21 protein-coding genes are annotated in these 25,029 nt (G+C 44.0%); 7 read left to right on the top strand and 14 right to left on the bottom strand.

The genetic code is table 11. The features are described from left to right. Window positions 1-216: 216 nt before the first annotated feature. The 4 genes from MHB43_RS04680 to MHB43_RS04665 are packed head-to-tail and all read right to left on the bottom strand — an operon-like array spanning window position 217 to window position 3,532. Complete coding sequence (locus MHB43_RS04680) at window positions 217-1,284, bottom strand: hypothetical protein (RefSeq protein WP_339306890.1); 1,068 nt, start codon at window positions 1,282-1,284, stop codon at window positions 217-219. Then, a complete protein-coding gene (locus MHB43_RS04675; RefSeq protein ID WP_339306888.1) occupies window positions 1,281-2,156 on the bottom strand; it encodes an ABC transporter ATP-binding protein in 876 nt (291 codons plus the stop codon). The genes MHB43_RS04680 and MHB43_RS04675 overlap by 4 nt, the downstream gene beginning before the upstream one ends. Continuing rightward, the gene (locus MHB43_RS04670; protein ID WP_339182042.1) at window positions 2,137-2,985 is read right to left on the bottom strand and encodes a hypothetical protein; all 849 of its coding nucleotides are present in this window, start codon (window positions 2,983-2,985) and stop codon (window positions 2,137-2,139) included. Before MHB43_RS04670 ends, MHB43_RS04675 begins: the two co-directional genes overlap by 20 nt. Beyond that, window positions 2,960-3,532 carry an RNA polymerase sigma factor gene (locus MHB43_RS04665; RefSeq protein ID WP_260632551.1) on the bottom strand — a complete coding sequence of 191 codons (573 nt, stop codon included), beginning with the start codon at window positions 3,530-3,532 and terminating at the stop codon, window positions 2,960-2,962. Before MHB43_RS04665 ends, MHB43_RS04670 begins: the two co-directional genes overlap by 26 nt. A gap of 175 nt (window positions 3,533-3,707) precedes the next feature. Here MHB43_RS04665 and MHB43_RS04660 point away from each other — a divergent pair, with 175 nt between their 5' ends. Together MHB43_RS04660 and MHB43_RS04655 are read left to right on the top strand one after the other, a co-directional pair. Beyond that, a complete protein-coding gene (locus MHB43_RS04660) occupies window positions 3,708-4,310 on the top strand; it encodes a hypothetical protein (RefSeq protein ID WP_339306886.1) in 603 nt (200 codons plus the stop codon). A 233-nt stretch (window positions 4,311-4,543) separates the two neighbouring features. Further along, a complete protein-coding gene (locus MHB43_RS04655) occupies window positions 4,544-6,787 on the top strand; it encodes an S-layer homology domain-containing protein (RefSeq protein ID WP_339306884.1) in 2,244 nt (747 codons plus the stop codon). 144 nt (window positions 6,788-6,931) lie between these two features. Here MHB43_RS04655 and MHB43_RS04650 read toward each other — a convergent pair whose 3' ends face one another. The 3 genes from MHB43_RS04650 to MHB43_RS04640 all read right to left on the bottom strand — a co-directional run bounded on the left by MHB43_RS04650 (window position 6,932) and on the right by MHB43_RS04640 (window position 10,440). Next, window positions 6,932-7,918, bottom strand: coding sequence for a phosphotransferase enzyme family protein (locus MHB43_RS04650; RefSeq protein WP_405131449.1), 987 nt, complete (start codon window positions 7,916-7,918; stop codon window positions 6,932-6,934). Between the two features lie 406 nt (window positions 7,919-8,324). After that, window positions 8,325-8,852 carry a hypothetical protein gene (locus tag MHB43_RS04645; RefSeq protein ID WP_339306880.1) on the bottom strand — a complete coding sequence of 176 codons (528 nt, stop codon included), beginning with the start codon at window positions 8,850-8,852 and terminating at the stop codon, window positions 8,325-8,327. A gap of 4 nt (window positions 8,853-8,856) precedes the next feature. Further along, window positions 8,857-10,440, bottom strand: coding sequence for a glycosyltransferase family 39 protein (locus tag MHB43_RS04640; protein WP_405131447.1), 1,584 nt, complete (start codon window positions 10,438-10,440; stop codon window positions 8,857-8,859). A 175-nt stretch (window positions 10,441-10,615) separates the two neighbouring features. Between MHB43_RS04640 and MHB43_RS04635 the strand changes: the two genes are divergently transcribed. Then, window positions 10,616-12,067: a CAP domain-containing protein gene (locus MHB43_RS04635; protein WP_405131446.1), complete on the top strand. Its 1,452-nt coding sequence runs from the start codon at window positions 10,616-10,618 to the stop codon at window positions 12,065-12,067. 144 nt (window positions 12,068-12,211) lie between these two features. Here the strand turns inward: MHB43_RS04635 and MHB43_RS04630 are convergent, their stop codons facing one another. Then, a complete protein-coding gene (locus MHB43_RS04630; RefSeq protein WP_221818773.1) occupies window positions 12,212-12,742 on the bottom strand; it encodes a cysteine hydrolase family protein in 531 nt (176 codons plus the stop codon). Window positions 12,743-12,770: 28 nt separating this feature from the next. Next, on the bottom strand, window positions 12,771-13,172 hold the full coding sequence (locus MHB43_RS04625; protein ID WP_221818772.1) for an iron chaperone: 402 nt from the start codon (window positions 13,170-13,172) through the stop codon (window positions 12,771-12,773). Window positions 13,173-13,356: 184 nt separating this feature from the next. On the opposite strand from MHB43_RS04625, the gene MHB43_RS04620 reads away from it, so the two are divergent. Both MHB43_RS04620 and MHB43_RS04615 read left to right on the top strand, forming a co-directional pair. Beyond that, window positions 13,357-13,677: a helix-turn-helix transcriptional regulator gene (locus MHB43_RS04620; RefSeq protein WP_017690570.1), complete on the top strand. Its 321-nt coding sequence runs from the start codon at window positions 13,357-13,359 to the stop codon at window positions 13,675-13,677. Between the two features lie 99 nt (window positions 13,678-13,776). Further along, window positions 13,777-14,859, top strand: coding sequence for a saccharopine dehydrogenase (locus tag MHB43_RS04615; protein WP_405131445.1), 1,083 nt, complete (start codon window positions 13,777-13,779; stop codon window positions 14,857-14,859). Between the two features lie 116 nt (window positions 14,860-14,975). Here MHB43_RS04615 and MHB43_RS04610 read toward each other — a convergent pair whose 3' ends face one another. Then, a complete protein-coding gene (locus MHB43_RS04610; protein WP_339185323.1) occupies window positions 14,976-15,638 on the bottom strand; it encodes a SprT family zinc-dependent metalloprotease in 663 nt (220 codons plus the stop codon). A 297-nt stretch (window positions 15,639-15,935) separates the two neighbouring features. On the opposite strand from MHB43_RS04610, the gene MHB43_RS04605 reads away from it, so the two are divergent. Next, window positions 15,936-16,703, top strand: a complete 768-nt coding sequence (locus MHB43_RS04605; protein WP_221818770.1) for a GNAT family N-acetyltransferase — start codon at window positions 15,936-15,938, stop codon at window positions 16,701-16,703. A gap of 111 nt (window positions 16,704-16,814) precedes the next feature. Here the strand turns inward: MHB43_RS04605 and MHB43_RS04600 are convergent, their stop codons facing one another. Together MHB43_RS04600 and MHB43_RS04595 are read right to left on the bottom strand one after the other, a co-directional pair. Beyond that, complete coding sequence (locus tag MHB43_RS04600; RefSeq protein WP_405131444.1) at window positions 16,815-19,193, bottom strand: GH36-type glycosyl hydrolase domain-containing protein; 2,379 nt, start codon at window positions 19,191-19,193, stop codon at window positions 16,815-16,817. Window positions 19,194-19,320: 127 nt separating this feature from the next. Next, entirely contained in the window at window positions 19,321-19,740 is a 420-nt protein-coding gene (locus MHB43_RS04595; RefSeq protein WP_405131443.1) for an ester cyclase, read from the bottom strand. A 303-nt stretch (window positions 19,741-20,043) separates the two neighbouring features. On the opposite strand from MHB43_RS04595, the gene MHB43_RS04590 reads away from it, so the two are divergent. After that, on the top strand, window positions 20,044-22,566 hold the full coding sequence (locus MHB43_RS04590) for a transglutaminase domain-containing protein (RefSeq protein WP_405131442.1): 2,523 nt from the start codon (window positions 20,044-20,046) through the stop codon (window positions 22,564-22,566). 70 nt (window positions 22,567-22,636) lie between these two features. Here the strand turns inward: MHB43_RS04590 and MHB43_RS04585 are convergent, their stop codons facing one another. Together MHB43_RS04585 and MHB43_RS04580 are read right to left on the bottom strand one after the other, a co-directional pair. Beyond that, window positions 22,637-23,632, bottom strand: a complete 996-nt coding sequence (locus MHB43_RS04585; RefSeq protein ID WP_405131441.1) for a hypothetical protein — start codon at window positions 23,630-23,632, stop codon at window positions 22,637-22,639. 256 nt (window positions 23,633-23,888) lie between these two features. Beyond that, window positions 23,889-24,791 (bottom strand): SDR family oxidoreductase, encoded by a 903-nt coding sequence (locus MHB43_RS04580; protein ID WP_017690578.1) that lies wholly within the window; start codon window positions 24,789-24,791, stop codon window positions 23,889-23,891. Window positions 24,792-25,029: the final 238 nt, after the last annotated feature.

Raw genomic sequence — 25,029 nt, 5'->3', positions numbered from 1 at the left:
GGACTCCTCTCCGAGAGCGAGATGGGGCACGGTTCTCCATGACCCATTCATGAAAGAATTGCTCCATACACGATATATACCTCCGAATGTCCTACAGATACTGTATCAAAAGAGTAAGTAGATTGGAAATAGTGCCAGTACTCCTGCAAATAAAAAAAGCCCGCAGTGATTGCGAACCTCATTTCCACAAAAAAAAGGAATTACTCATAGCTTCACTCAAGAAAACACTTCTCGGCCGTGGAATATACGATATGTGGCAAGTACAGTTGAAACCGTAATGAAAGCCATCACAACTATATATAAGGTTAAATAAGACATATTCAGTCCGAATAAGGAATAGTTTGTTGGTGTTTGATAAATCCCTGTTACCCGTATCATGGTACTTATCGAAAATTTTTCGACCCACTTTAATGACCCGGAATTTAAATTTAATACGTCAAAGGCCAAGTATGGCAGACCTACTATCACAGTATTCACAATTATAGCTATAAAGGATGTAGAACTGAGGACCGATACCAGTAAAACAATAGATGCAAAAACCAAGCTACCTGCTATATGAGTAAACAATTGAACTAAATAATATTGAAAAGCAGTAAAAGTATACGGTGAGAACTCATAATCAAAGCTGTAAACATACATGCCCACGCTCTGTATGGAAGTATTCGCCCCAGCCAGATTACCAAACCTTAACCAATATAAAATCAAGTTTACACCAGTAAATAAAACGGCACACATTACAACGTACAATATGGAAGCAATGCATTTTGCTGATACAAGCTTGCTTTTGCCTCTTTTGCTGCTGCGCAGTAATGATGCTGTACCTAGTGCATATTCTTCGGTAAATATTGGAGCCAGCCCTAGGAGAATCATAATCATCATAAAAACTACACCAAATTGATCAATGTATTCCAGTAAGTAGCCCCAAGGTTTATTATAATAAATTTCGGATACATTTACTGTACGCTCCATGATGTTGCCGCGATCATCATATCGTGTGCTGTTTTTAATCGTCTCTGGGGAAAAAAACACAATATCGTAGAAAGCACCATATTGGTATCTACTTTTTGTACTATCCCAAATGGAATCATATTGATTATGTGCGACTTTTACCTTCTCTGTTGTAATAGCACCTTCATAAGGTTTGTAAAAGGCGGAACCATCCATTATCCCAGGATGCCTCCAAAATGAGTATACGACTAGAAAAACAATTAAAATAGACATTGCTATACCAATACTTTTACGCGTTATAATTTTATAAAACTCGAATTGAGTTAAACGAATCAAGACTTCGTCTCCTCTCCAAAATAGTGCATATATACATCTTCAAGCCGAGGTGATTCTGGTACAGCTTGCGGGACTGGCTGTTCTTTGGCCAGTATTCTGGCTACGATTCCATCAGACTCATAAGACAAACCACTCACTTTGAAATGAGAGGTAAGATCAGCAAGTTGCTGAGGATTTAATTTCGCTTTCCATACGTTATTTTTTATCCGGTTCATGATCTCTTCCGGAGTATTATTGGCGATGAGTTGCCCTTCATTCATCAGAATCATCTCCTTACATAAAAACTCCAAATCAGAAATGATATGCGTAGATAACATGATAATACGATCTCTTCCCAGCTCGCCGATAATGTTACGAAATCGAATGCGTTCTTTGGGGTCCAATCCAGCTGTAGGTTCGTCAAGAATCAAAATTTGTGGATCATTCAGCAAAGCTTGGGCAATTCCCAATCGCTGCTTCATTCCTTCGGAGAATGTACGGATTTTATGTTGTGCTTGATTTTCAAGACCCACCATCACCAACGTTTCCTGCACACGTGCTGAAGCTTGATTAATACTGAGCCCTTTCAAAGAGCACATATACATGAGAAATTTATAAGCACTGAATCGGTTATAAAATCCAAATCGCTGGGGCATGTAGCCCAACAAACTTCGATAACGGTCTCCCATGTTTTGGATAGACTGCCCGTTCAACAAAATTTGTCCAGACGTGGGCTTGGAAATGTCTACAATCATGCGAAGCAATGTTGTCTTCCCTGCCCCATTCGGCCCAAGAAGACCGTAAACACCACCACTGGATAGTTCCAGTGAGACTTCTTTTACCGCCAACTTGTTCCTGTATTTCTTGGATACGTTATCCATGGTCAGTATCAAAGGAGTAACCTCTTTCTGTCTGTAATGTATATTTTCTTGCCATCTCATAGATCTGACTGATTAATAGTAAAACTCCGCATAGAGCCATTGCTATAAGTACTGTGGGCTGGATCGATTGAAGTAGAGTCTTCAATTCGGGATTACTTAGTACAAGCCAAACCAGTGAGAACCATACAATTAAAAAGATACTGACGGCTGTCCCACCTCTGACACGCATCGCAAGCCATAGACTTGTACCTGCTGCGATCATAAGCTGTGTATACGAAAGGCCGATAGCACTCCATGATATGGAAACCCCTGTTTCGTTTGATATAAGTAGATTAAGCAAAAAAACAAACGCCATATTCCCAATGAGCACTACGATTAGACGGGTAAGCATCAGTTGCTGTGCCGTAATTTTGCAGGTCAGTTCGATTTCCATTAACCCTTGATCTCGACCTTTAAAAACTTCTAGCAAACCAAGTACAAATGGAACAGGGACTATAAAGAGCACACTCATGTACGGGTCTGTCGTACTGTGGGTACCTAGCCAATAGCCGAACAACAAGAGCATTGAGCAGACTAACCAGTAAGATTTGTGGAAGACAGCAACCTCACCATAAACTAACTGGAACAATTCCTTAACTGAATTCCCAGATGATTTTTGTTTCAGATGAGCATTCATGTGATCTGGCATATATGTATCCAGTATTCTAATTGTCTTGTCAATCTCCATCTCGGATGGAAATTCGACCGGATACTCATCCAGATATGAAGCAATTTCGTTGTACTCTTCTATTTCCAACTCTGCTACAGGGTTCGATTCATCTCCGTTTCCTCTGCTTTTCATCACGTTCACCTCCCACAATAATCTCCTTTAATTTCGTTATCCCCAATCGAATGCGTGACTTTACGGTCGATTCGTTGGTTCCCGTAAGTTCAGCAACTTCCCTGATCTTCAATCCATTGTAATAGTTTAGAATGACGGCATCTCGCTGGTGATCAGGCAAACTTAATACAGCCCGCCTGACTTGCTCATTCTGAAATCGCTTATGAAAAATATTCCAAACATTCTGTTGTTCACTGGCAGGGAACGCATCCTCAGTTAATTCACTCTCTCTTTGTTGCTGCTTGAACTCCCGCCCACGATAATAATCTCTACAATGGTTCACTGCAATCTTCAGTAGCCAGTGACTGAATTGTCCTGTGTTCTGATACTTGTCCAAGGAATTCATCATTTTTACAAATACCTCTTGTGTTAGATCATAAGCAGTATGGTACTCTCCGGTTTTCCGGTAAACATAAGCAAATATCGACTTATAATGCCGTTTCACCAGTACTTCCATGGCAGCACGGCTACCTTCGCGAATCTCTTGAATAAGCTCTTCATCACTCAACGCTCCCTCACCCCCTCTACAAATAATTAACGAAATTTGGATAGTAAAAGATCAAAAGCATAGAAGTTTATTTTTCTGAATATAACAAAATCTCAAAAAATTAATACATTGACTCTGGTGCAACTTTATTCTTACTTGTTCGTCTAACTACTGACCAACAACTAAGGAGATGACTATGCGAATAACTTGCAGCCCTGGTTTCCCAGGAAGCATGATTGGATCGATTGATCTACAGCCATCGAAGTATTACAGCACACCATCCATGAACAGCAAGATCACAGATCATGTTGACCCCGAACTCATTACCATTCCCTATGTAGAAGATCCGGAATTCGGATTACACTTTGACGCCATGAAGGTTATGAACGGAACTTATAAAGATGAAATGCATGTAAGCTATGATGTGGAGTTTACGATTGATGTAGATAAAAAAGGTTATATTACACAATTCGAGCATACGTTCCAGCTGGAACGTTATTTGGATCTGGTGCGAACGCAGTCCTATAAAGTGATCAAGACAAACTGGCGCGGACAAACATTTCACGTGATGACATACAGTTACCTGGAGGAAGTTATTCATCCGAAGAATGTCCTTTTTAAATGCAACCTCGCAGAAGACGTATTTGTGGTAGCTGAACTTGTCTCCAATCGCTCAGATGGAAGCGCAACTGAGCACGGTATCAGGGATCTGTATTTCCGTGCATTAATCTCGGCACGAGATGATCTGTACCCATTAGATTATATGTGTGAGCCTGATTTCGACCTGAGTCTCGACTAAAAAGTAGATACATATGTAGAAAGAGCATAAGCTGCCCCGAATCAGCGGGGTGGCCTGTGCTCTTTTTTCAACAAATGAACCACTAACTTCCTAATTCCCCCCTCCTTCATACGCTCGGCCTTATGCTCCTATGCCTGGCTCTAAGCAAAACCAGCTGTAATGTCGATGAATATACCATAATGCTGAACTTGCATATGTTCTTCGTGCGTTCAGAAATGAGAGGGGTTGGAAACATGGTTTACCGGAAAAATAAAATGCATTCACTGTTCACTCTGCCGTTGGCAGGTTTACTGTTTCTGTTATGGGGTGCTCAAGCGGCACATGCAGAACAGGTTGACAGTTTGTTACCTGAGCGAAGTCAGCAGGAGATCGTTCAAAAGTGGAATCAGTGGATGATGAATGGCAATGATACATCTCCCCTGTATACAAAGACACCTTCGACAAGTGCTCCCTACTCTGCTGGTGTGGTAAGTGATGCCTATCTGGAGCAGGGGCTGAACGCAGCCAACTTTTATCGTTTTATCACGGGGCTACAGGGCGATCTTGTTCTTGATCCTACCTTGAATCGTCAAGCTCAGCATGGGGCTGTTGTGGTCTCCACGGGTGGATACCTGTCCCATTCTCCGAAACAGCCAGGAGATATGCCAAAGGATTTCTTTGACACAGGTTCAAAATCTGCCAGCAGCTCCAATCTGTACGTTACCAGCAGTGCCAAGAATAACGTCCTGACCAAAAGCATTCAGGCTTACATGGATGATTCAGATGCCTCCAATATTGATCGACTCGGCCATCGGCGCTGGATCTTGAGCCCACAACTGCAAAGAATCGGTTTTGGACTCGCTACTCGTAGTGAAGCAGGCAAGACATATGATCAGTACTATAGTGCCATGCAGGTATTTGATAAAAGCAGAACGGGGGGAACTTCGTTTAACTACAGTCTGTTTCCGAATCAGGGAGCTTTTCCAATCGAAGCCTTTGGTAGTACACAGGCCTGGTCTGTTCAACTGAATACAGATGTATTCGCGAAACCATCACTGTCTGAGGTACAGGTCGAGATGACTCGAACTTCCGATCAACGTACATGGACCTTTAATGCCAAGAACCAGAACACTGGCTTTCCAACGGGTTATTACAACGTGGACCCTGCGGATAAACAATGGTTTAATCAAGCCTATTTCAATGTAGAGACAGGTGGATATGGATATGGCTACGCCATCATCTTCCGTCCCGACGATGTGCAATTATTAAAGAACGGCGATACGTTCAACATTCGAATTACAGGTCTGCAAAAGAAGAACGATACAGCAGCGGAAATCTCATACTCCACACGTTTCTTCCATGTGGACGGTGTTCAAGATACAACACTTACCCGTATAACGCCAGAACAACCAAACCTGAAAGTCCGAGCAGGAGAACAGATTGATCTGCCTTCGATCACTGCCGTGAATGATAACGGAACATCCTATGTTCCACAGTCTAACGTTTCGTTCACCACGACGTCAGATCGCATTGCCATCAAGGATGGAAAAATCATTGGACTTCAGGCTGGTAAAGCCGAAATTCGGGTTCGTTTTGAAGGGAAAGAAGTGGTTGTCTCTGTTACGGTAACGGGAATCCCCCAATTAACTGATATCCGCACACATTGGGCGAAAGATGCCATTCAATGGGCCGTTCAACAGGAGATGGTCAGTGGATACGAGGATGGAACGTTCAAACCCAACAATCAGGTGAGTGAAGCCGAATTCCTCTCCATGTTGTTCAAGCTGTATGCGAATTCCCATGTCATTCAGAGCATCGATGCTGCAGAGGGACAAGCTATCAAAGGAAACATCTGGAGTGATCGTTATTATACCTATGCTTCCGCGTTGAATCTGAAGCTGGATGCCAGCAATCAGAATCCGAAGATGCGCAATCATGCCTTAAATCGAACAGAAGTAGCCGTAATCGTGGCGGGGCTTGGCGGTAAAAATTATACCCAGGATGAAGATGCCATCCGGTATCTGCTGAACATGGGATACTCTTCAGGCAAAACTGCAGCTACGGTGCAAGGTTATGCGGGACAAGAATCCTTGACCCGGGCAGAGGCCGTTGTTTTTCTCCAGAACCTGAAGGAAAAAGGCTTCGAATTATGGAGCAGACCGAAGAATGCAACTGAAGCTACCGAGAATGAAAAGAACGGCGGCCTACCGGATCAGACCATGAAAGCAGTATATTCTGCCGACCACACATTGGTCCTTCAAGGTACGCTCCCGGCGTATGCCAACCAGACGATGCCAATTAAAATTCATGGTCCTTCGCCTGCTGCAGAGCACATCCAAACCCAGCAGGTTACAACAGATGCCTATGGCAATTTTAAACTAACGGTAAGTAACCTTGATGCGAAGGAACTTAACCTCTATGTGGACGTACGCGAAGATTATTCCTACTGGATCAGTGTAGAAGCGGGGCGTACTGCGATAAGTGATTATACCGAGTAACATGTAAAAACCAGCTTAGGAATTCTACATTGAATTCCCAAGCTGGTTTGTTTGTTATGAGGACTGATTCTGGTATGAGTCATGACATACGTTCAATATTAAGTGTTCAAAGTATTGGTGGATATAACTTTTTATGTGTAGACTTTAAATTGGATGATTGAATTGCTCTGCCTTTTCTGTCATCTTCCTCTCCAACCTCGCTCTTAGTCCGCTCATCCACTCTGGCTCACGTGACCACTGCTCTGCAACAGATCGAAGCATACGCACATAGCCGTACAAGTTGGCAAAACGGCGACAAGCGGGGAACATACTCTCCAGATCATAACGTTCTCCTGTCTTCGACCAATACCCGTTCAGGAACAATTGTTTCTTCACTTCCCATTGCTCAGGCTCGATTTCCTCACGTAAACTATCCAGACTCTGTTCCACGTCCATCGCGTACCAGTGATACATCGAGTCATCAAAATCAATGGCATAACAAGACTTGCTTCCTTCGTCATAGAAGACATTGTCCGGTTCAAAATCGTAGTGGATGAGTCCGAAATTTTGCTGGGTCATCGGTAAAATCGCAAAATATGTTCGGAGGAACTCCACCTCGTTCAGAGCAGCCCTTTCACCAGGAAAAACCTTCAGGATCTCCTGCATCCAATCCAAAACATCCGTATAGGTCCAGCGTTTCTCCTTTTGCTCAGGCATGAATGTACGTGATAAATGATGCAGCTCACCCAACGCCTGACCATAGCTGTACAGGATGGTGTCATTCAAATCAATACTTCCTAACTGCGATCCGGGTACTCGTTTGAATACGGAAGCATAGTACGTTCCCCATGGGGTGTGAGCCTCTACAAGTTCTGTCCCTGAATGAGAAGGTACAGCCTCCATGGCTCCATACTGATTCGTTCGAAGATAACGGAGGAACTCCAATTCCGCGCTAAGGTTGATTAGATTTTTCTCCTCTACCGGAGCAAATCGAAGTAATCTCACTTCCCCCTGATCTCTGAACGGATACACGGCATTGGAGGATATACGATAATACTGAAACATATCCAGCGACTCAGGATCATAGTTCCAATTCTTTAAAATCATCTCGGCAAGATCATTATTTTGAAATAAATATTTTAAATTTAACATGGGCATTTCTCCTTTTTGGTCGTTTCATGTGCATTGCTTGTAGGCAACGAATGCCTATTTTTGCGCGCAAAAAGCCGCAGGCTATGCCTGCGGCTTTTAAAAATTCTGAGTGTATGAGAAATTTGCACAAGCAAATAAACCTCGCATACGCCAGAAAAATTGAGCAGTTATATCCCTATATATCGGCAAATCTCAGATCGGACTGGGGAACTGGATGTGTCCCACACTGTATCTGAATGGTCTGCCGGAATTATTCAGTTCATGCTTACCTTCATTGTAGTAATAGAACATACCATCTTAGACCGTCGTTTCATGACGCTCACTCCCTTCAAAAAACCAGTTGTTACCATAATAGCCGATAAGCCAAATGTAAGCAATTACAAAATGACGATAATCCCATCATTTTTTACTGGACAACCCTCACCCGTTCCACCGTCTCGGTGTTGTCCTTATACCACACCATCACGATGTTTTCTTTTTGAAGATCAGACACTTGAATGGACGAATTCGCACGTGGGCTGGAATTGCCAGAACTCGGCGTTCCCATGCCTTCAGTGATAGTAACATCATCAGTTATATTCAATCTCATCTCCATTCCGGTATCCTTCCACTCCATGCTTGGAGATGAGGTATCCTGCACCTCAAGTAACGCCAGCGTAACTGTGTTTCCATTCACGGAGATGACTCTTCCATTAATGTCGGCATTCATCATCCCCTGCGTCATGCCCGGACTGCCTGTTCGATCATTCATGCCCGCGGTGCCCCTTCCACCTCTCGGTGTTCCACCATTCGGCATACCGCCACCGTTCATGCCTTGCACAGAACTGGTCTTAGTAATATTCTGGGCAGTTATCACATCACAGCCCGTAAGCATAACCGAACATCCCAGCAGTAGGAGTAGCGTAACCGATGTAAAATATTTATTTTTTCGCATATGATCACCTTTTTCTCAGGGAATATCTCTCCAAGGTACCTTTACGATGGAATATGAAGTCATACGTATCTTTGAAACCCATATAGGACAGCACAACCAACAACGGATATACAGGGTAGATGTATCTGGACTTAATCTCCCACAGAATATAAAATCCGATGAATCCGAGAATGACCAGGACTAAGGAGGCCTCATCATACCGTTTACGACGAATTCCACCGACCAACCGGATGAAAATAAAACAGTACATCAAGAAATTCATCACATATACAATCCAGAGCAAACCTGTCCGATAAACCGAATCCCCTTGCAACAGTTCTGTTATCGCATTGGTGTAACTGTAGGAGCCCGCGATTCCGCTTCCCCTTCCTCTTCCGGCACCCATGGAACTTTCATTGCCAATTCCGTATCGGTCCATCTGGTACGTCCCTTCGGTCCAGGTCCATACGATCTTTTTGTAATACATCTGCACCAAGTCACTTACACTTGCTTCGGACAGTTTATTGCCAATCTCTTGTTTGAATAATGTTGTGCTCTTAGCCTTACTGTAGTTGGCCTGTCTCTGATAGATCTGATAACTCTCCATATTGTCCCAGAAGCCAAAACGCTCCAGATTAATCCCCATATTCAGCCACATATAGATCGGTGCAGCATTCTCTCCGACAGGTTCGCTCACAGCACCGGAGGATTGAAGAACCGCATTCTGAGTCCAGGTTGGTACATTAAACAACATAGCTAGCACACCGATGGAAATGACAACTTTCTTCGCTCCAATACTCCGCATATTCAGCAGAATATATATGATGGCAGCGATTAGCACGATCAGGCCAATGCTTCGGAAGTAATTGCCCAACGCGAGAAAAACGGCGGCAATCACAATTGTTTTCCAAGACTTTTCACGTACAAAACGAATAACAAAGTATAAACAAGATGTCAGAAAAACTGTGGCAATCACATCGTTATAGATCAGGTTGTTCAGGAATAGGGACGGCAGGTACGTTGCTGCAAAGATCAACACACCGTAATCACGTTCCGTGGATCTGTCGTTCACTTGTTTGTAGATAAGATAAATCATGAACGTTGTTAACGTTGAAAACAAAATATTAAATAGTTTGATGACCAGATAGTTGTCTGGAAACAGGTACAGCAACGTCTTCAAGTACAAAACAATCGAGTAGTTAAACGGGAACATGTGCAGATAACCACCCGTTTCAAACGAAGAGTAGTCTTGGTCATACAGCATGTTCATAGCAAGTGAAAGAACGGTCTGTGAATCATCGGTGGGCACTCTCGGAAATACAAAAATGATGATGACCTGAATGACCAGAGAACATAACAGCACAATCGGAATGACAACCTTCGGGCTGTATTTGTTCAGTTTCAGACATAGAGCATATAACCCGACACCTGAACCAAGAAGCAAAAGAATGACCGGGAGAAAAATACTCCACATCTGCATGCCCAAAATGGGATTGTCCCCATACAAGGCGTAATTGTACTGTGCCCGAACCAACAAGGACGAAGCAATAAACACCGCAACAAACACGAGCAAAATGAGATAAAACGACTTATGCAGCACCTTAGACATGCAAAAACTCCTTTTCGAATACAGGATTCCGTGAGTATTATAAAGGCTCTGGCTGAAAAATCGCTGAATTCGAACAAACAATTCAATTCATAAATCTAACGAATTATCCCTCTAATGTCGATAATATACATCGAATACATAATATTAATATTTTTAACTAAAAGGAGATCAGAAGATGGTTATTCAAAAAAGGTACATCCGCTCGTTACTCTCTCTTCCTCTGGCAGGCCTGTTATTCCTGCTGCTCGGAACCCAGCAGATCGCTGCGGCCCCTGTCGACAGTTTGCTGCCTGAGCGAAGTGAACAGGAAATCAGTCAGAAATGGACGCAATGGATGAGTAGTAAGGACCAGACAGCCACTTTCACACAGAACCCCTCGACCAAGGCACCTTACGTTGCTGGTGTAGTAAGTGATTCCTCATTGAAACAGGCTCTAGGTGCAGCGAACTTCTATCGTTATCTATCCGGGTTAGAGGGCGATCTTGTCCTGGACGCTGCACTCAATCGTCAAGCCCAACATGGAGCAGTTGTTGTTTCTACCGGAGAATTGACCCACTTCCCGGTTCGTCCGGCAGATATGCCGAAAGACTTCTTTGATCTGGGAGCCAAGTCGACTTCAAGCTCCAACCTGTACGCTTCCTATACTGCTGCCGGCAACCTTGCAGTCAAAAGCGTTGAAGCATATATGGATGATTCCGATGCCAGCAACATTGCAGCACTCGGCCATCGCCGCTGGATTTTGAGTCCGCAACTGAAGAAGGTTGGCTTCGGGATTGCATCCCGGGACAACAAAAACTATGCAAGCCATTTCAGTACCATGCAGGTTATGGATACAAGCCGTTCAGGAAAACTCAATTACAATTACAACTTGTATCCAAACAAAGGGGCATTCCCGATTGAGGCATTCCATGTGTCTCAAGCCTGGTCTGCACAGCTGAACCCGGACGTCTTCGCAAAGCCTTCCAATTCCGAGGTACAAGTGGAGATCGTCCGTTCATCAGATCAGAAAACTTGGGTATTGGGATCTAAAACCCCGGTTAGCAGTGATCCTGCAAAGGCCTTTTTCAATGTAAATACTGATGGTTATGGGTATAACTATGCTGTCATTTTCCGCCCGGATAATTTGAAATCCTTGAAGGCAGGCGACACATTCAACGTTCGTATTACAGGTTTGAAAAGGAAAGACGGGGCCAAAGCAGAAATTTCATACCAGACTCGTTTCTTCTCAGTTAGCAATCCTTCACAAGAGCCTGTGACTGATCCACAGAATCCTGGGACAGAACCACAAGACCCTGGAACAGAGCCACAAAAACCGGATACGGGGAACGAAGATTATCTCGATAATCATCTGATGCAGTTCGAATATACAGCGGCTCGTACGCTGAAAGTACGGGGAACACTCGCGGCTTATGCGAATAAAACGTTCTCTTTCAAAATCCACGGTCCTTCTCCAGAAGAAAAACATATTCGTACGGAAACGGTGAAGCTGGATGCTAACGGTCGATTCAGTCTGACGGTTCCTAATCTGGGCGTGTCTGATCTGACCATCTATTTGCAAGTGGACCCAAGTTTCATGTACTTCATTCCTACAGCAAGTAATTCAAACGTCACCTATTCCTTTGAATAGAAGTGAAGGAAGAGAATAGGAACAGAACGAAGTACAGTGTAGTAACGACCAAAGTAAAATCTAAAAACACAAACAGTCGAATGCGTAGGCATCCGACTGTTTTTTGGTTTATGATATGAGCTTTTGAGAGATTGAACTCAAGAATTAAGTATACTGTTCCTTGAATTCATTCATGTATAGAACCTCAATACAACCTGACCAATTCAGAATCGAACCGATAAAATCCTGTATGTCTAATCCCTTCATTTCATACGTTTCTGCTGTATTTACTGTACCCGCCGCATCTTCAATCAGGGTTACTTTAAACCCCTCATGTTCAGCATTAATCGCTGTAAACAGACAACAATACTCCATGTTGAATCCAACAATGAATACATGTTGAATCTGATGATCCAGCAGCCACTTTATCAGTTCCGTATTACTGAACGCACTCGGTTTACTTTTCTCAAGAATAGGATGTTCATTGGTATCAACTACAATCTCCAAATTGGCACTTTTCTCATAATATAGAGAGGATTCTTCATTGTCCTGGTCCAGATGTTTGGTAAACACAATAGGCCAGTTCATCTTTTCAAAAATGGTAATAACAGACTGAATCTTTGCAATTGTAACAGATACATCCCTCAGACTTGTAAGCCCATGCTGCACATCAAGTACAATTAACCCTTTATTCACCCGCTATCTCCTTCCATAGACAGGCCTTTCAGCCTCCAGCGCTACCTTTTTTGCGTTTTTTTTCTGACGCGATCTCCACATTTTCTTTCACCCGATACTCCACAATCCGGCGGATCAGATCCTCCGGCAATGGCTGGTCCAGCGGAAACTGGACAGATCCCTTAGCCCCTTTGTACTTGGAGAGTTCCTCCTTGAACGCCAGAATCCCCGTGGGAGCAGGGTAAAACCCAATATGATGCTGGTATGCGGCAAAATGAACCAGATTCCCATGCTGTGCATACGTGGGCATCTTGTAACTGATCTTCTCTTCGGCGTTCGGAGCCGCTTCACGAATAATCTGTCTTAACGCCTGTAATCTCACCTGTACATCAGGTGCAAACTCCGAGATATATTCATCTACCAGCACCGAATAATGGTTACTCTCAGCCATCTTGGACTCCTTCCACCACGGATACATCAATGGATTCGTGGTACGGGCATATTTGCTTATATTGTACTTCAAATGGACAAACGGAACAGCTATTTTCCTGCAACTTGGAATGTTAAATTTGATTTTTAAGTGAACTAAGCCTTATAATACGTTTAAACAATTAAACATTATAACGGAGTGAGCCATGAACGAATCGATGGGTAACCAAAAAGTTATTGATATTTTCGAGAATCTAAGTCCTTATCTTCAAGGTTTGGGAGACCCCGTTCGCCAGCGAATCATATCGCTGCTCATTGATCAAGAGAGCATGAACGTATCGCAGATTGCAGAGCATGTCCCCATGTCACGCCCTACGGTCTCTCATCATTTGAAAATATTGCGTCAATCCGGACTGTTATCGGTTCAGAAAAAAGGTACGGAGATGTATTACAAGCTGGAATTCAACGATGCGATCGAATTGCTCAAACAGCTCGTTCATCTCGTAGAAGTGGAATGTCAGAGCTAGCGCGTACCGCGCTGGTGAACCGCATTCCTTTTCTTCACTCTATTATGTTCAATAGTTTAAACATATAAGTACATAAACATATCAACGGAGGTTTATCGAATGAACAGAAAAAGAGTTCTCATCGCTGGAGGCTATGGTGCTGTAGGCGCACAGCTTGCCCTCATTTTGCATGACAGGCATCCTGATCTGGAATTGGTATTGGGAGGTCGTTCTGCGGGTAAAGCAGCACCTTTTCCATCCAATCGTGTCCAAACGGTTGTTGTTGATACCAATGCAGACGATCCACTGATTCACGCAGGAGAGAATATATCGTTAATCATTAATGCAGTGAACGATCTGGATGATCGGCTACTGGTATCGGCAGTGCGGAGGAGAATCCCACTCATCGATATAACACGCTGGACTGAGGTGTTCAATCAAGCGATCCGTACAATAGAGCAGGAAGAGCTTCATGCTCCGGTAGTGCTGTCCTCTGGATGGATGGCAGGAACGGCGTCACTCTTTGCCATGATACTTTCTAACTCTCTGCAACATGTCGAAGTAAACATTCATGCCCTATGGTCGCTGCGGGATAAGGCCGGCCCTGATTCGGCAGCCTTCATGGACCGGATGAGTATTCCTTTTCAGATAACCGAATCCAATACACATCGACTCGTCTATCCCATGACAGATCCGATCAAAGTTCATTTCCCGAACGGGTATACGACTCCATGTTACAGATTGGATACACCCGATCACGTCACATTACCTCATACCAGTCATATTGATTCATCCAGCTTCCGCATTGCATTCGATAGTAAAGTATCTACCTATGCACTCACGGGACTGGTTAAAACTGGAGTCTGGAAGATGATCAGCGGTGAACGTTTCAAGCCATTCCGGCGAAAGTTGCTCTATAATCCAGGAACTGGAAGTGCACATCATCTGGTCATTCAATTGAAAGGGCTGGATGCAAAAGGAAACGACGTTAAACGAACGATGACAGTCTCTGACCCACTCGGTCAGACCCACATGACTGCACTCGGCGCTGCGGTGCAAGCCGAGAAGATACTGATGATGCCAACGGACAAGCCTATGGCTCCAGGCATCTATTATCCTGAGCATCTATTCGATGATCGAATGGATATGGATGCGGTTACTCATTTTTTCAAACAATACGGCGTTCAAGTAACCCACTCCTGATCCAGACATAACCAAAAATCCGCGAAGCCGCTCACTGCAAACAGTGGGACCTTCGCGGATTTCACAAATTATAATGGAGGTATCTATCGTGTCCAAGTGAAAGCTTGGGTCTGGAATTACAACGTCATGGCTCGACCATTGCGCATCAGATAATCTTCTTTTGTTTTGTAATCCGGCATGATACTGCCAATACGCCGCCAGAAAGAGCGATCATGATTCATGTGGTGAATATGGCAAAGTTCATGAATGATGACATAATCGATCACTTCCAGTGGCGCCATCGCCAGGCGATAATTGAACGTAAGTTTTTTGTCCCAGCTGCAACTGCCCCACTTGGTGGGAGAATCTACGATCTCTACTGACTTCGGTTTCACCTTCAACTCCTGCTGATAACGTCCGATGCGCTCCCCAATCATGCGTTTACACTCGGCAAAATAAAACTTCTTCAAATTCGCTCGCAGCTCTTCTTCTGTAAGCCCCTCTACAGGGATTAAGTCATGCAGTGCATGCTCCTTGCCAAAAAGCAGAAACTTCCCCTTGCCCTCATCTTGATATTCCTTGGCTTGAGGACCGTCAAGCGCCCGCTGCATCAGAGCGGATTTCTTCAGAATCACATCCCCATGTTGCTCCACAAGTTGCCGGATCATGTCTTCACTGGTACCATTGGGTGCTTTGATTGTTACCATATAAGGCAAGTCCATCGTGATGGAAACTTTCTTGCGTTTACCGTATTGGATATGACAGTTAATGTTATGGCCTTGCATCTCTATAGTTAACATAATGCGCTCCGCTTCTGGCACTCCGATGACAGAACAACCTTCCGATCGCTGTTATCCCCAGATTTTTTTGATTCCTTTTTTAAAAGGAAAAATCCGTAGATAAAGGCGAACATTCGCTTCTTCAGGTTATTTCTGTCCTCTCCGTTAATGTGTAAAAGATATATACATTCTTTCAATCAAATCAAATTGTATACCATCTCCGGCTATAATGCATACTGTTCGACGATATATCTATCCTTATTGTATTTTTATACATTATTATGTATTATTATTTAATCATAAAATCGGAGGTTGGATATGACGCATACCATAGATTCAGAACACAAAACCATTGAAGAACTATCGCTTAACCACTGGCAACCCTTGTCCACCTTATTATATGACGGCTGGGTACTGCGTTTTGCCAAAGGATACACCAAACGTGCCAACTCCGTTCAACCGATCCACTACTCCACGCTAGATGTGCATGAAAAGATAGAGGAATGTGAGCGCATCTATGCTTCCAATCAGTTAAATACCATATTTAAAATCACGCCGTTTATTCAGCCGGATCATCTCGATCAACTTTTGCAAGACAAAGGGTATGCTGTAGTGGATCTCACCCACCTCCAGACTCGGAGTCTGGAACATATCAAAGAGCCTGAGCACCATGCTGTACAGATTGACGAGCAGTTGACCGCAACGTGGCTGGATCATTTTTGCAGGCTAAATCAGGTGAATGATCTGCAACGGGAAACGACCAAATTAATGTTGGACAATATCCGGACAAAGGTAGGTTTCATTTCGCTGTTGATCGACGGGCAAGTCGTCGCTTGTGGGTTCGGTGTAATTGAACGTGGCTACATTGGATTATATGACATCATTACAGACGCTAACTTCCGAAATCGTGGGCTTGCTGAACAGATGATCCTTCATCTCCTCCATTGGGCAAAAAGACAGGGCGCTACCTCCAGTTACCTGCAAGTGGTTGCGAATAATGCACCTGCCTTGAAGCTTTACGCCAAGCTGGGTTATTCCGAGATTTATAGCTATTGGTACCGAGTCAAAGAATCGAGCGAGTCCTGATCAAGCTGAAATTAAAAACTGCCCTCCTTCTATGAAGGAAAGGCAGTTTTTAATTTGCTTCGTGGTTGTTCAAAACTCTTCACATCGTTCAGCATTACTCCTTGCGCTTTTCTACAATGGCAGCTTCACCAGCACCTCATATTTCACGCCGGCTTGTATGTTCTTGATGATATCGCCTTCAATTCGTTGACCGTCAACATGCACTTCAATCGCTTGGACAGCTGCATCCTTCTTCATGTTCACGTTCAGCTCAGCCCCGCGGAACAACCGTGTAACCGACGCCTCGCTCCAATCCTCAGGCAGTTGTGGACGCACTTGAAGTCCTTGTGCATGACCTTGCAGTCCGAACAGGCCATCGATCAGGCAACGATACACCCAAGGCACCGTGCCGGTGTTGAACAGATGACTGGAACGCCCGGCTGTACGTGGGAATTGATGATAGGCTCCACGATAATAATTTGGGATAAATACAGGTAGCTGACCCCGTTGGAGAATATCCTCGGCATCGGGCCCCGGAATCATTTTACGCAGCAGACGATACGCCTTCTCCTTCTCGCCCACCAGGTACAACGCATAAATATAGAAAGCCGCCGCGTGATTGTACACTGCACCATTCTCTGCACTTCCGGGATGTTTCTGCGTAACACGTCCTACATCCTCCCGCATGGCTGTAAAGGACGGCGCAAGCTTTTCGACACCATATGGCGTCTCCAATTGTTCCTCTACGGCACGGATTAACTTCTCCTGTTTCTCCTGATCCGCAGCACCGCTCATAAGTGCCCAGCTCTGAGGATTGATATAGATGCGTCCTTCCACGTCTTTGCTTACACCAAACACGACGTTATCATCTGTAATTCCGCGGGCATACCAGTCTCCATCCCACAGATACTCATTGGCTACCGCATTGGTCTGATTGGCTTCCTGACGGAATTCCGCTGCAACCTCGGCATGCCCTGCCTGTTCACCAATATCTGCCCACACATTGAACGCATATGCCGTCGCAATGGTCAGCCAGCCGGATACGCCTTTGCCTTTGTATCCCACCATGTTCATCGGATCACACCAGTCACCCTGATTGATATAGTTCAACCCACGCGCATCACGCTCATGGATCAACCAGCGCATTGCAAGATTCATATGCTCCAGTACGGTAACCTTCTGTTCACTGTCTGTAAAAGCAACCTGTTCCTCCAAAATGCTATAGTCATTCGTTTCATCCAAATAGGTCTTCATACAGACCGGAAGCCAGATGCAGTGATCGGTATGAGGAACCTGGTTAATATATTTCAGTTCTGCGTCCGGGTGCAAAATAATGCCATCTGGCATGGCGCCGCTTATATGCTGCTGAGAGAGAGCGGTCAAGAACGCAGCCCGCGCAATCTGCGGCTGAATGTAACTCATGCCCATGTTGTCCTGCAAATAATTCCGCGTCTGCGGATCAGTTGTCAGACGATTCGTTTTGCCATGATAATACATCTGGCGAGGCAACCAGTGATTCACGACATTATCTAACCAGCTGTCCGGTGTCTCAATCTGGATGTTCCCTTGCCCTTCTGCAATATATTCAGCATATTCCTGCTCGGCTGCGGTGAAACCATCCTGTCCTGCCTCATTCTGCTTCACAAAATAATGCTGACGAATGCCCTCAATCTCTGTCTCATCATGAGCCGGGCCAAAAATAAATCGATATGCCTGCTCCGCTCCCGCTTCCAACTCTACTCTGTATTGCAATACGGCCACTGGTGTCTCATAACGTGCATCTCCACCAGCGAGTGTCTCCGACTGAAGGGCAGAAGGATTATGAAGTCCGCCTTCGCCTTCAAAGCTCTCATGATTCACTTCCCACGCGGTCGGCTGGTGATCTGCAAGCAGATAGGTTTTGTCGCTGTAGTTTTTGATTTTGCTATAATCCTGATATTTCTGATACGGCGTAACCGCCGAGCAGACAATGCCCTGCAAATCTTCCACATATGAACCGGACTGGTTCATCCATGACATATAGCCAACCGTATAATACGGGTAGATACTAAGCTTGCGTTTTCTCGAAGACAGATTGGTTACCTTCACACGCCACAGCTCCATGACCTCTTCCTTCGGCAGACGCAGGGACATTTCGATGCAAATGTCGTCCTGAATCACTTTCCAATGAATATCGTGTTTGCCGACAGCGAACGTATAGCTATCCGCTTGCTTACGAACCGGTTCATACGGAGCGGAGAAGATTTCGCCACTTACTTCATCTTTAATGTAGACAAACCGTCCCGGATGGTGGGCATAATATGGCTGCTCCGGCTGCATAAACGTCTTCGCTTCCAGGTTGGGCGCATACGAGTATTTAGCAGGTTCGGGCTGCATGAATTGGGCCACCGCGTACCCCCGGCAATTCACATGAATCATCATCTTTTCATTCCAAAGGAATCCGGATGCCTTCGGTAAACTTGTAGGGCTTGTCAGTTCAACATATTGATTATCTTCCGTTGCTTTAATCATCACTGAACCTCACTTTCAGATAATAGTCAAAAGACAGAAAACGTTTTAGGTAACTTGTATACAACTTTGTTCATTATAACACGGGAACGCTTACAAAGAACTGAAAACTAAAAAAGAGCTGAGAAACTCAGCTCTGATTACGCTCCAATTGTTTCTCGATGCCCATCCTGTCGATCTGTATCCAATACTCTGCAATTTGTTCGTTTTCCACTCGGTATACTGCACTCGCAATTTCAATCACCGGGAGGTTGGTTGGACTGTATCCGTCCACTTCGCCAATATGGGTACCTGTTTGTCTCCAGCGCACATAGACTTTATCACCTTGCGTCAGCAACTCCAGAATTTCGAGTGAAAACTCCCCGTATGCTTCAATCATCTCTCGCACATGATCCGTATAATCGGAAGGTGTTCGGGTGACCGTGACCTCAGCTTCGGATATTACTTGATGAGCCAGTACTTGTTCCGCCATCACGCTGCTTGCATAATCAGGATTTCGGCCTGATCGGACTTCTTCAAAAAAGGTTCTGACAATCTGTTCTGCTGTCATACGCCAATCCAGCCTCCTCAATTATTCTTCTATTATATATAAATATGTAGTAACTCTTGTATTTTAACATGGTCCCCCCGCTACGGAATTACAACTGTTCTATTGTTCTACAGGACTTAAAACCTACCCTCTTACCTTGACAATGCGTCAATATGACCATAAACTAGCAAAGGATATTAGGAAATTAATAGGAGGTTTGGCCGTTAAGAGGTTCGAGTAAGGGTTTTAACCATATCTGATAATCTTTCGGTGTGTAGAAACGTAGCATTAGAGCAACTCAGAAAAACAAGAAAGTGGTGTATCATGAAACGTCTATTTTTCATTATGTTTGCACTCACCCTGTTACTGGCTGGATGCCAGAGTACTGAACAGGAGAGCAGTCCGTCCGAGAATAATCCTAAAGAAGTAGTAGAAGGTTCTACCATTTTAAGTTTGAAACAGAAATACGGCTCTGAATCGGAACAAGCGATCATGCCGATGTACAATGTAGCTCAGGATGAAGAATTTACGTTCAATTTTAAAGCAGATTTAGGAAAATCTAATTGGTCCCTGAGAGATACCATATCCGTACATACCGATATTAAAGCACTCAAAGCAAGTGAAGTACCTTTATTATCAGATATTCATGACAATAGTATTTCTATTAGACCTCTTGGATGGGGCGTTTTAAGTTCAGATTCCATGATGAACAGGGGCCAAAGTTCTTGGGGTGGTGCCCCCATTTATTACATTCGTCTGAATTATGATCCTGACGCAGAGAACATGACGTTGCTCGATGAACCCATCATTATTCCGTTTACAGTGAAGTCAGAGTTACCTGTACCTAACCTAAGATACGAAATTGACAAAGATAGACGGTTCAAGTTGGTCTGGGACAAGGTTGAAGGTGCCACAGAATATAAAATTTATAAACGTTCTGACCTAACCAACTTCGATACAAATGTACCTCTAACTGGCGCAGAGGACGCGTTCAGTAATAGTCTGCCTTTAGATATTGCGGTAACGACAGAGACGTCTTTCAATGATTTTTTGAGAGACGGAAAAGGCGGGCTAGGCACTTATAATGAAATGATAACTACCACTCAGAACCATGGTATACGAGGAGAATATTACGTCACTGCAATCGGCGGAGGCAAAGAATCCAATTTTAGCAGAGGTGTCCCTACAGCTCCGCTTGCTTCCCAGTTGCCAACATCTCTGAAAGAACAATTGTATAGGGAGAAATTAAAGAATATAGATGTACTTCCTCAGAAAGCAACAGTTGAGTACAATGACGGCTCTCTAGCTCGTGAAACCATTGTCTATGATACCAAAAGCGTAGAAATTTCAGAGTTCAATGAAACGAATATTCCTTTTCATATTAAAGGAACAGCTCTGAAAAGTTACGTGCGTGTAGAAAATGTGACCCAAGCAGACCTGGACAGACTTGCTCAGCAAACCGTAGCCGATTCCAGCAACGGACTGGTGGAACCAAAGAATGACACACCTTACGTTCCTGCACCTGATGTGCCAACGATCATCAACAATCATGATGCACCTGAGTCTGCAACGGAAACAGAGGAAGCACCGGCTTCGGAAACTTCAACTCCAGAGTCTACAACCGATACTGGAACGTCAGAAGATGCAACTGATCCTCTATCTACTGAGGCTTCCGATGATACTTCTGATAATTCTTCAGATATGGCTTCTGAAGAAGCTTCCAATGAAGCACCTGCTCCAGCTCCCGAAGCTGAAGAAGACAACCTGGTAGATGAACAGAAATCCAATACACAGCAAAATGTAGAACAAGGTAATCAGGAAACCGTGCCTCAGCCTGCTACAGGTGATGCAATGATCAATGCAGATTCCGCATTGGAAGAAGTTTTAGCCAAAAATATGATTGCGGCACAAGATAAAATTTCGTTAAAAGCTTTTCCCGAAGCTCAAAATTTCTCGACACTCTCGGATGTTGTTCTGAAAGTGATGTACCAGAATCCATTGATTCTTGGTGTGGAAGGTTTCGAATACAACTATGGTACACTTACCCTTTCCATTTATTACAATGAATCGGCTAGTGGAATCCAGAAGAAGCAAGATGAGATTATTGCCAAAGCAAACGAAGTGGTGGCTTCCATTATCAAGAATGGTATGAACGAAGACGAGAAACGGAAAGCCATCTACGATTATCTGAACGATAACGCGAAGTATGATGATGCAGCGCTGGAAAATGCGGAGCAAAACAACTTCAAAAATGTCGATCCACAGTTTAATGACTCGTTTACCACATACGGTATTCTGGTCAAAGGAGTTGGGGTATGTGCCAGCTATGCTTCCGTTTACAAATTGCTCTCCGATCTCTCGGGATTGGAAAGCATCGTTGTAACGGGCGCTTCCAGCGGCGTTCCACATGCATGGAACAAGGTCAAAATCGGGAACGAATGGTTCCATGTCGATGCCACCAACAACCTGACGAACTCCGGCATCCCGTATTTCCTGTACAATGCCAATGATGAGACTGCTGCAAGTCAGAAAACGATAGCGGATCAAGATTATTGGCTTGATTCCGAGCTCACGATGTTTAATGGCGAGAGCGATGCCAATGATTATTATGTGCAGAATGATCTCGAAGTCGCGTCCATTAATGAGTACAAAACCAAGGCTGAGAGTGAACTCAAAAAAGGAGAGAACCGGGTCATTCTCCGTTTCGCCTCACCTGTTGACTCTGATGAGCTGATGACAGCTGCCGGTGAAGCCCTCGCTGCAGTGGATGAAGCGCTTCTGAATACAGCACAATTAGCCACGCTAGGCAGTTATGCCATTCTGGACCCGAAACCAGAGCAGAAGTAACTTAGTTACACAGGAATCCCCCTTGCTTTCTAACAAGCAAAGGGGATTTTTTGTCTATTATTAGATGACTTCAAGCCATTGATTTAACCTGTTGCAATCTGGTAATAAAAGAAGAAATAAATGCTTTTTCTTTCATGAGATTCTGTTGCAGCCTCTCACTTATTTTACTAAGTGTACTTGCATCACGCGTTATATTGTATTTCAGAACTATATTTCTCAATTTAAAGTAGTCCTGTTTCAGAATAGTGCTTAATTCCATGAAGGTTGCATCTCGTTCAATGATTGATTTCTCCATTAAGTAAGATAAACGTAACTCCATTAATAGCTTATGTTCATACAAGAGATGAAAGACTCGTGAATCCAACGCTTCTCCAACTAGGGCTGCCTGCTCAATGTCGGTAAAGATACGTTGAATGGCTTTCATTCCAAAATCGTATTTCTGATCTCTCACTAAGTCATATGTCTCGCTTGAATTAAGATAGTTTTCCATCGCCGTTATCATTTGCTCCACATGAATTGCATAATTGATATTCTGGATAGGCTTAAGAAATCTCACTTCTGTCCAAAAACTGTATTCGTTAGACATGGCCCAGTAGCCTTTCTCAAGTTCATCCAGACTGCATGCGGTTTGTATGAATTTACCATCATCTAGATTATCAGCAATGTATATCAAATTTTGATCCAGGTCATACCCGTACACCAACAATTCATGCATAAGATGTTCTTTCTGATAATAGTCTGTACACGCAATGTAGTATCTATCTGCATAAATATATAGATAATATCCCATATCTATCGCTTCTGTAATCACTTGCTTAATTGATGTTCCCCATTTGCTAATCACAATTTCTTGTGGCAGGTTGTAAAAGGAAATTCCCGGACAGGTACTTAGCAGAAACTGATGAGAATCAAACGAAAAAATTCCCCATCCATGTGCATACCTGATTTGTATAAAGTTATTGAAAATCCATGGCCATAAATCTTCGTTCATAACGGATGTTAATGTCCCATACGATGTGTACGTGCTTATGACAGGGTCACCTAGTTTAAGTACATTCTTGGCCATTACAGAATTCCTCCTTCGATTCCTAGGCATAGTATATTGATCTGAACAGATTCATTGTATAAGCAACGCACTCTCAGAGCTGGGAGCGAAGAACATGTTCTTGAATATATTACCATGTACCTTTCCTATTTTATATAAGAACGCTTTCATATATAAAAATATTTTATTTCTCTCATCTTAATGACAAAAAAGAGGATACCGCCCCCCAATATGGAGACCGTATCCTCTTATACAATGATCGGATTACCTAAGATATTTAAGGACTAACCGTACCGCCATTTGCATTCAATGTCTCGCCACTCACATAGCTGGATTCCTGGCTTGCCAGGAACACAAATGCCGGAGCCATCTCGGCAGGTTGTCCTGCCCGACCTAGCGGTGTATTGGAGCCGAAATCAGCCAGCTTCTCGACTGGTTGTCCACCCACGACCTGGAGCGGTGTCCATACCGGTCCTGGTGCAACAACATTGACACGGATCCCTTTGCTACCCACCTGTTGTGCCAGCGCTTTGCTGAACGTGTTAATGGATGCCTTCGTTGTCGCATAATCCAGCAGGATTGGCGAAGGTTTGTACGCCTGAATCGATGATGTGTTGATAATGGAGCTGCCCGGCTTCATGTGTTTCACAGCTGCTTTGCAGAGCCAGAACATGGAATACACATTTGTTTTGAACGTTGCATCGAATTGCTCGGTAGTCAGATCCGCAATCTGCTCCACAAACTGCTGTTTACCTGCCACGTTAGCTAGGATATCAATCCCGCCAAGCTCTTTTACCGCAGACTCAATAAGTTCTTCACAGTATTTCTCATCCTTCAGGTCACCTGGCATCGTAATTGCTTTGCGACCGGCTTCCTCAATCAGCTTCACAACTTCCTGCGCATCCGCTTCCTCTTCCGGCAGATAAGCCAGAACAACATCTGCACCTTCACGGGCAAACGCAATTGCTGCCGCCCGACCAATTCCGCTGTCGGCTCCGGTCACAACTGCTTTGCGTCCCGTTAATCGTCCGCTGCCTTTATAACTTTTCTCACCCGCATCGGGAACAGGGGTCATCTCACGCTGGAGCCCCGGCTCATCCTGCTGCTGTTTCCACTCCGGTGTAGCCTTCGGATATTGGGTCGTTGGATCTTGCATGGTGTGCTGGTCTTGATTAGCCATGTTCAATTTCCTCCTTGGTTATTTACATTGATCACTACGATCACAGAATAACCTTCCGATCGCTGTTATCCCCAGATTTTTTTCTCTCCCTTATATAAGGTGAAAATCCGGTGATAGCGTATGCTTCCGATGTAGCTTTCTTTCAGAAAGCTTTTAGGCGAGCACTCCGTTTCTTCAGATTATTTCTGTGCTCTTCGTTATCATGTAAATATTAAATTTATTATCAGAAGTTGTTTGC

The sequence above is a fragment of the Paenibacillus sp. FSL H8-0317 genome (assembly GCF_045040685.1).
In the GTDB taxonomy this organism is placed as follows: Bacteria; Bacillota; Bacilli; order Paenibacillales; family Paenibacillaceae; genus Paenibacillus.
Note: the sequence above shows the minus strand (reverse complement) of the source record. Positions and strands in the feature narration are given on the sequence as shown.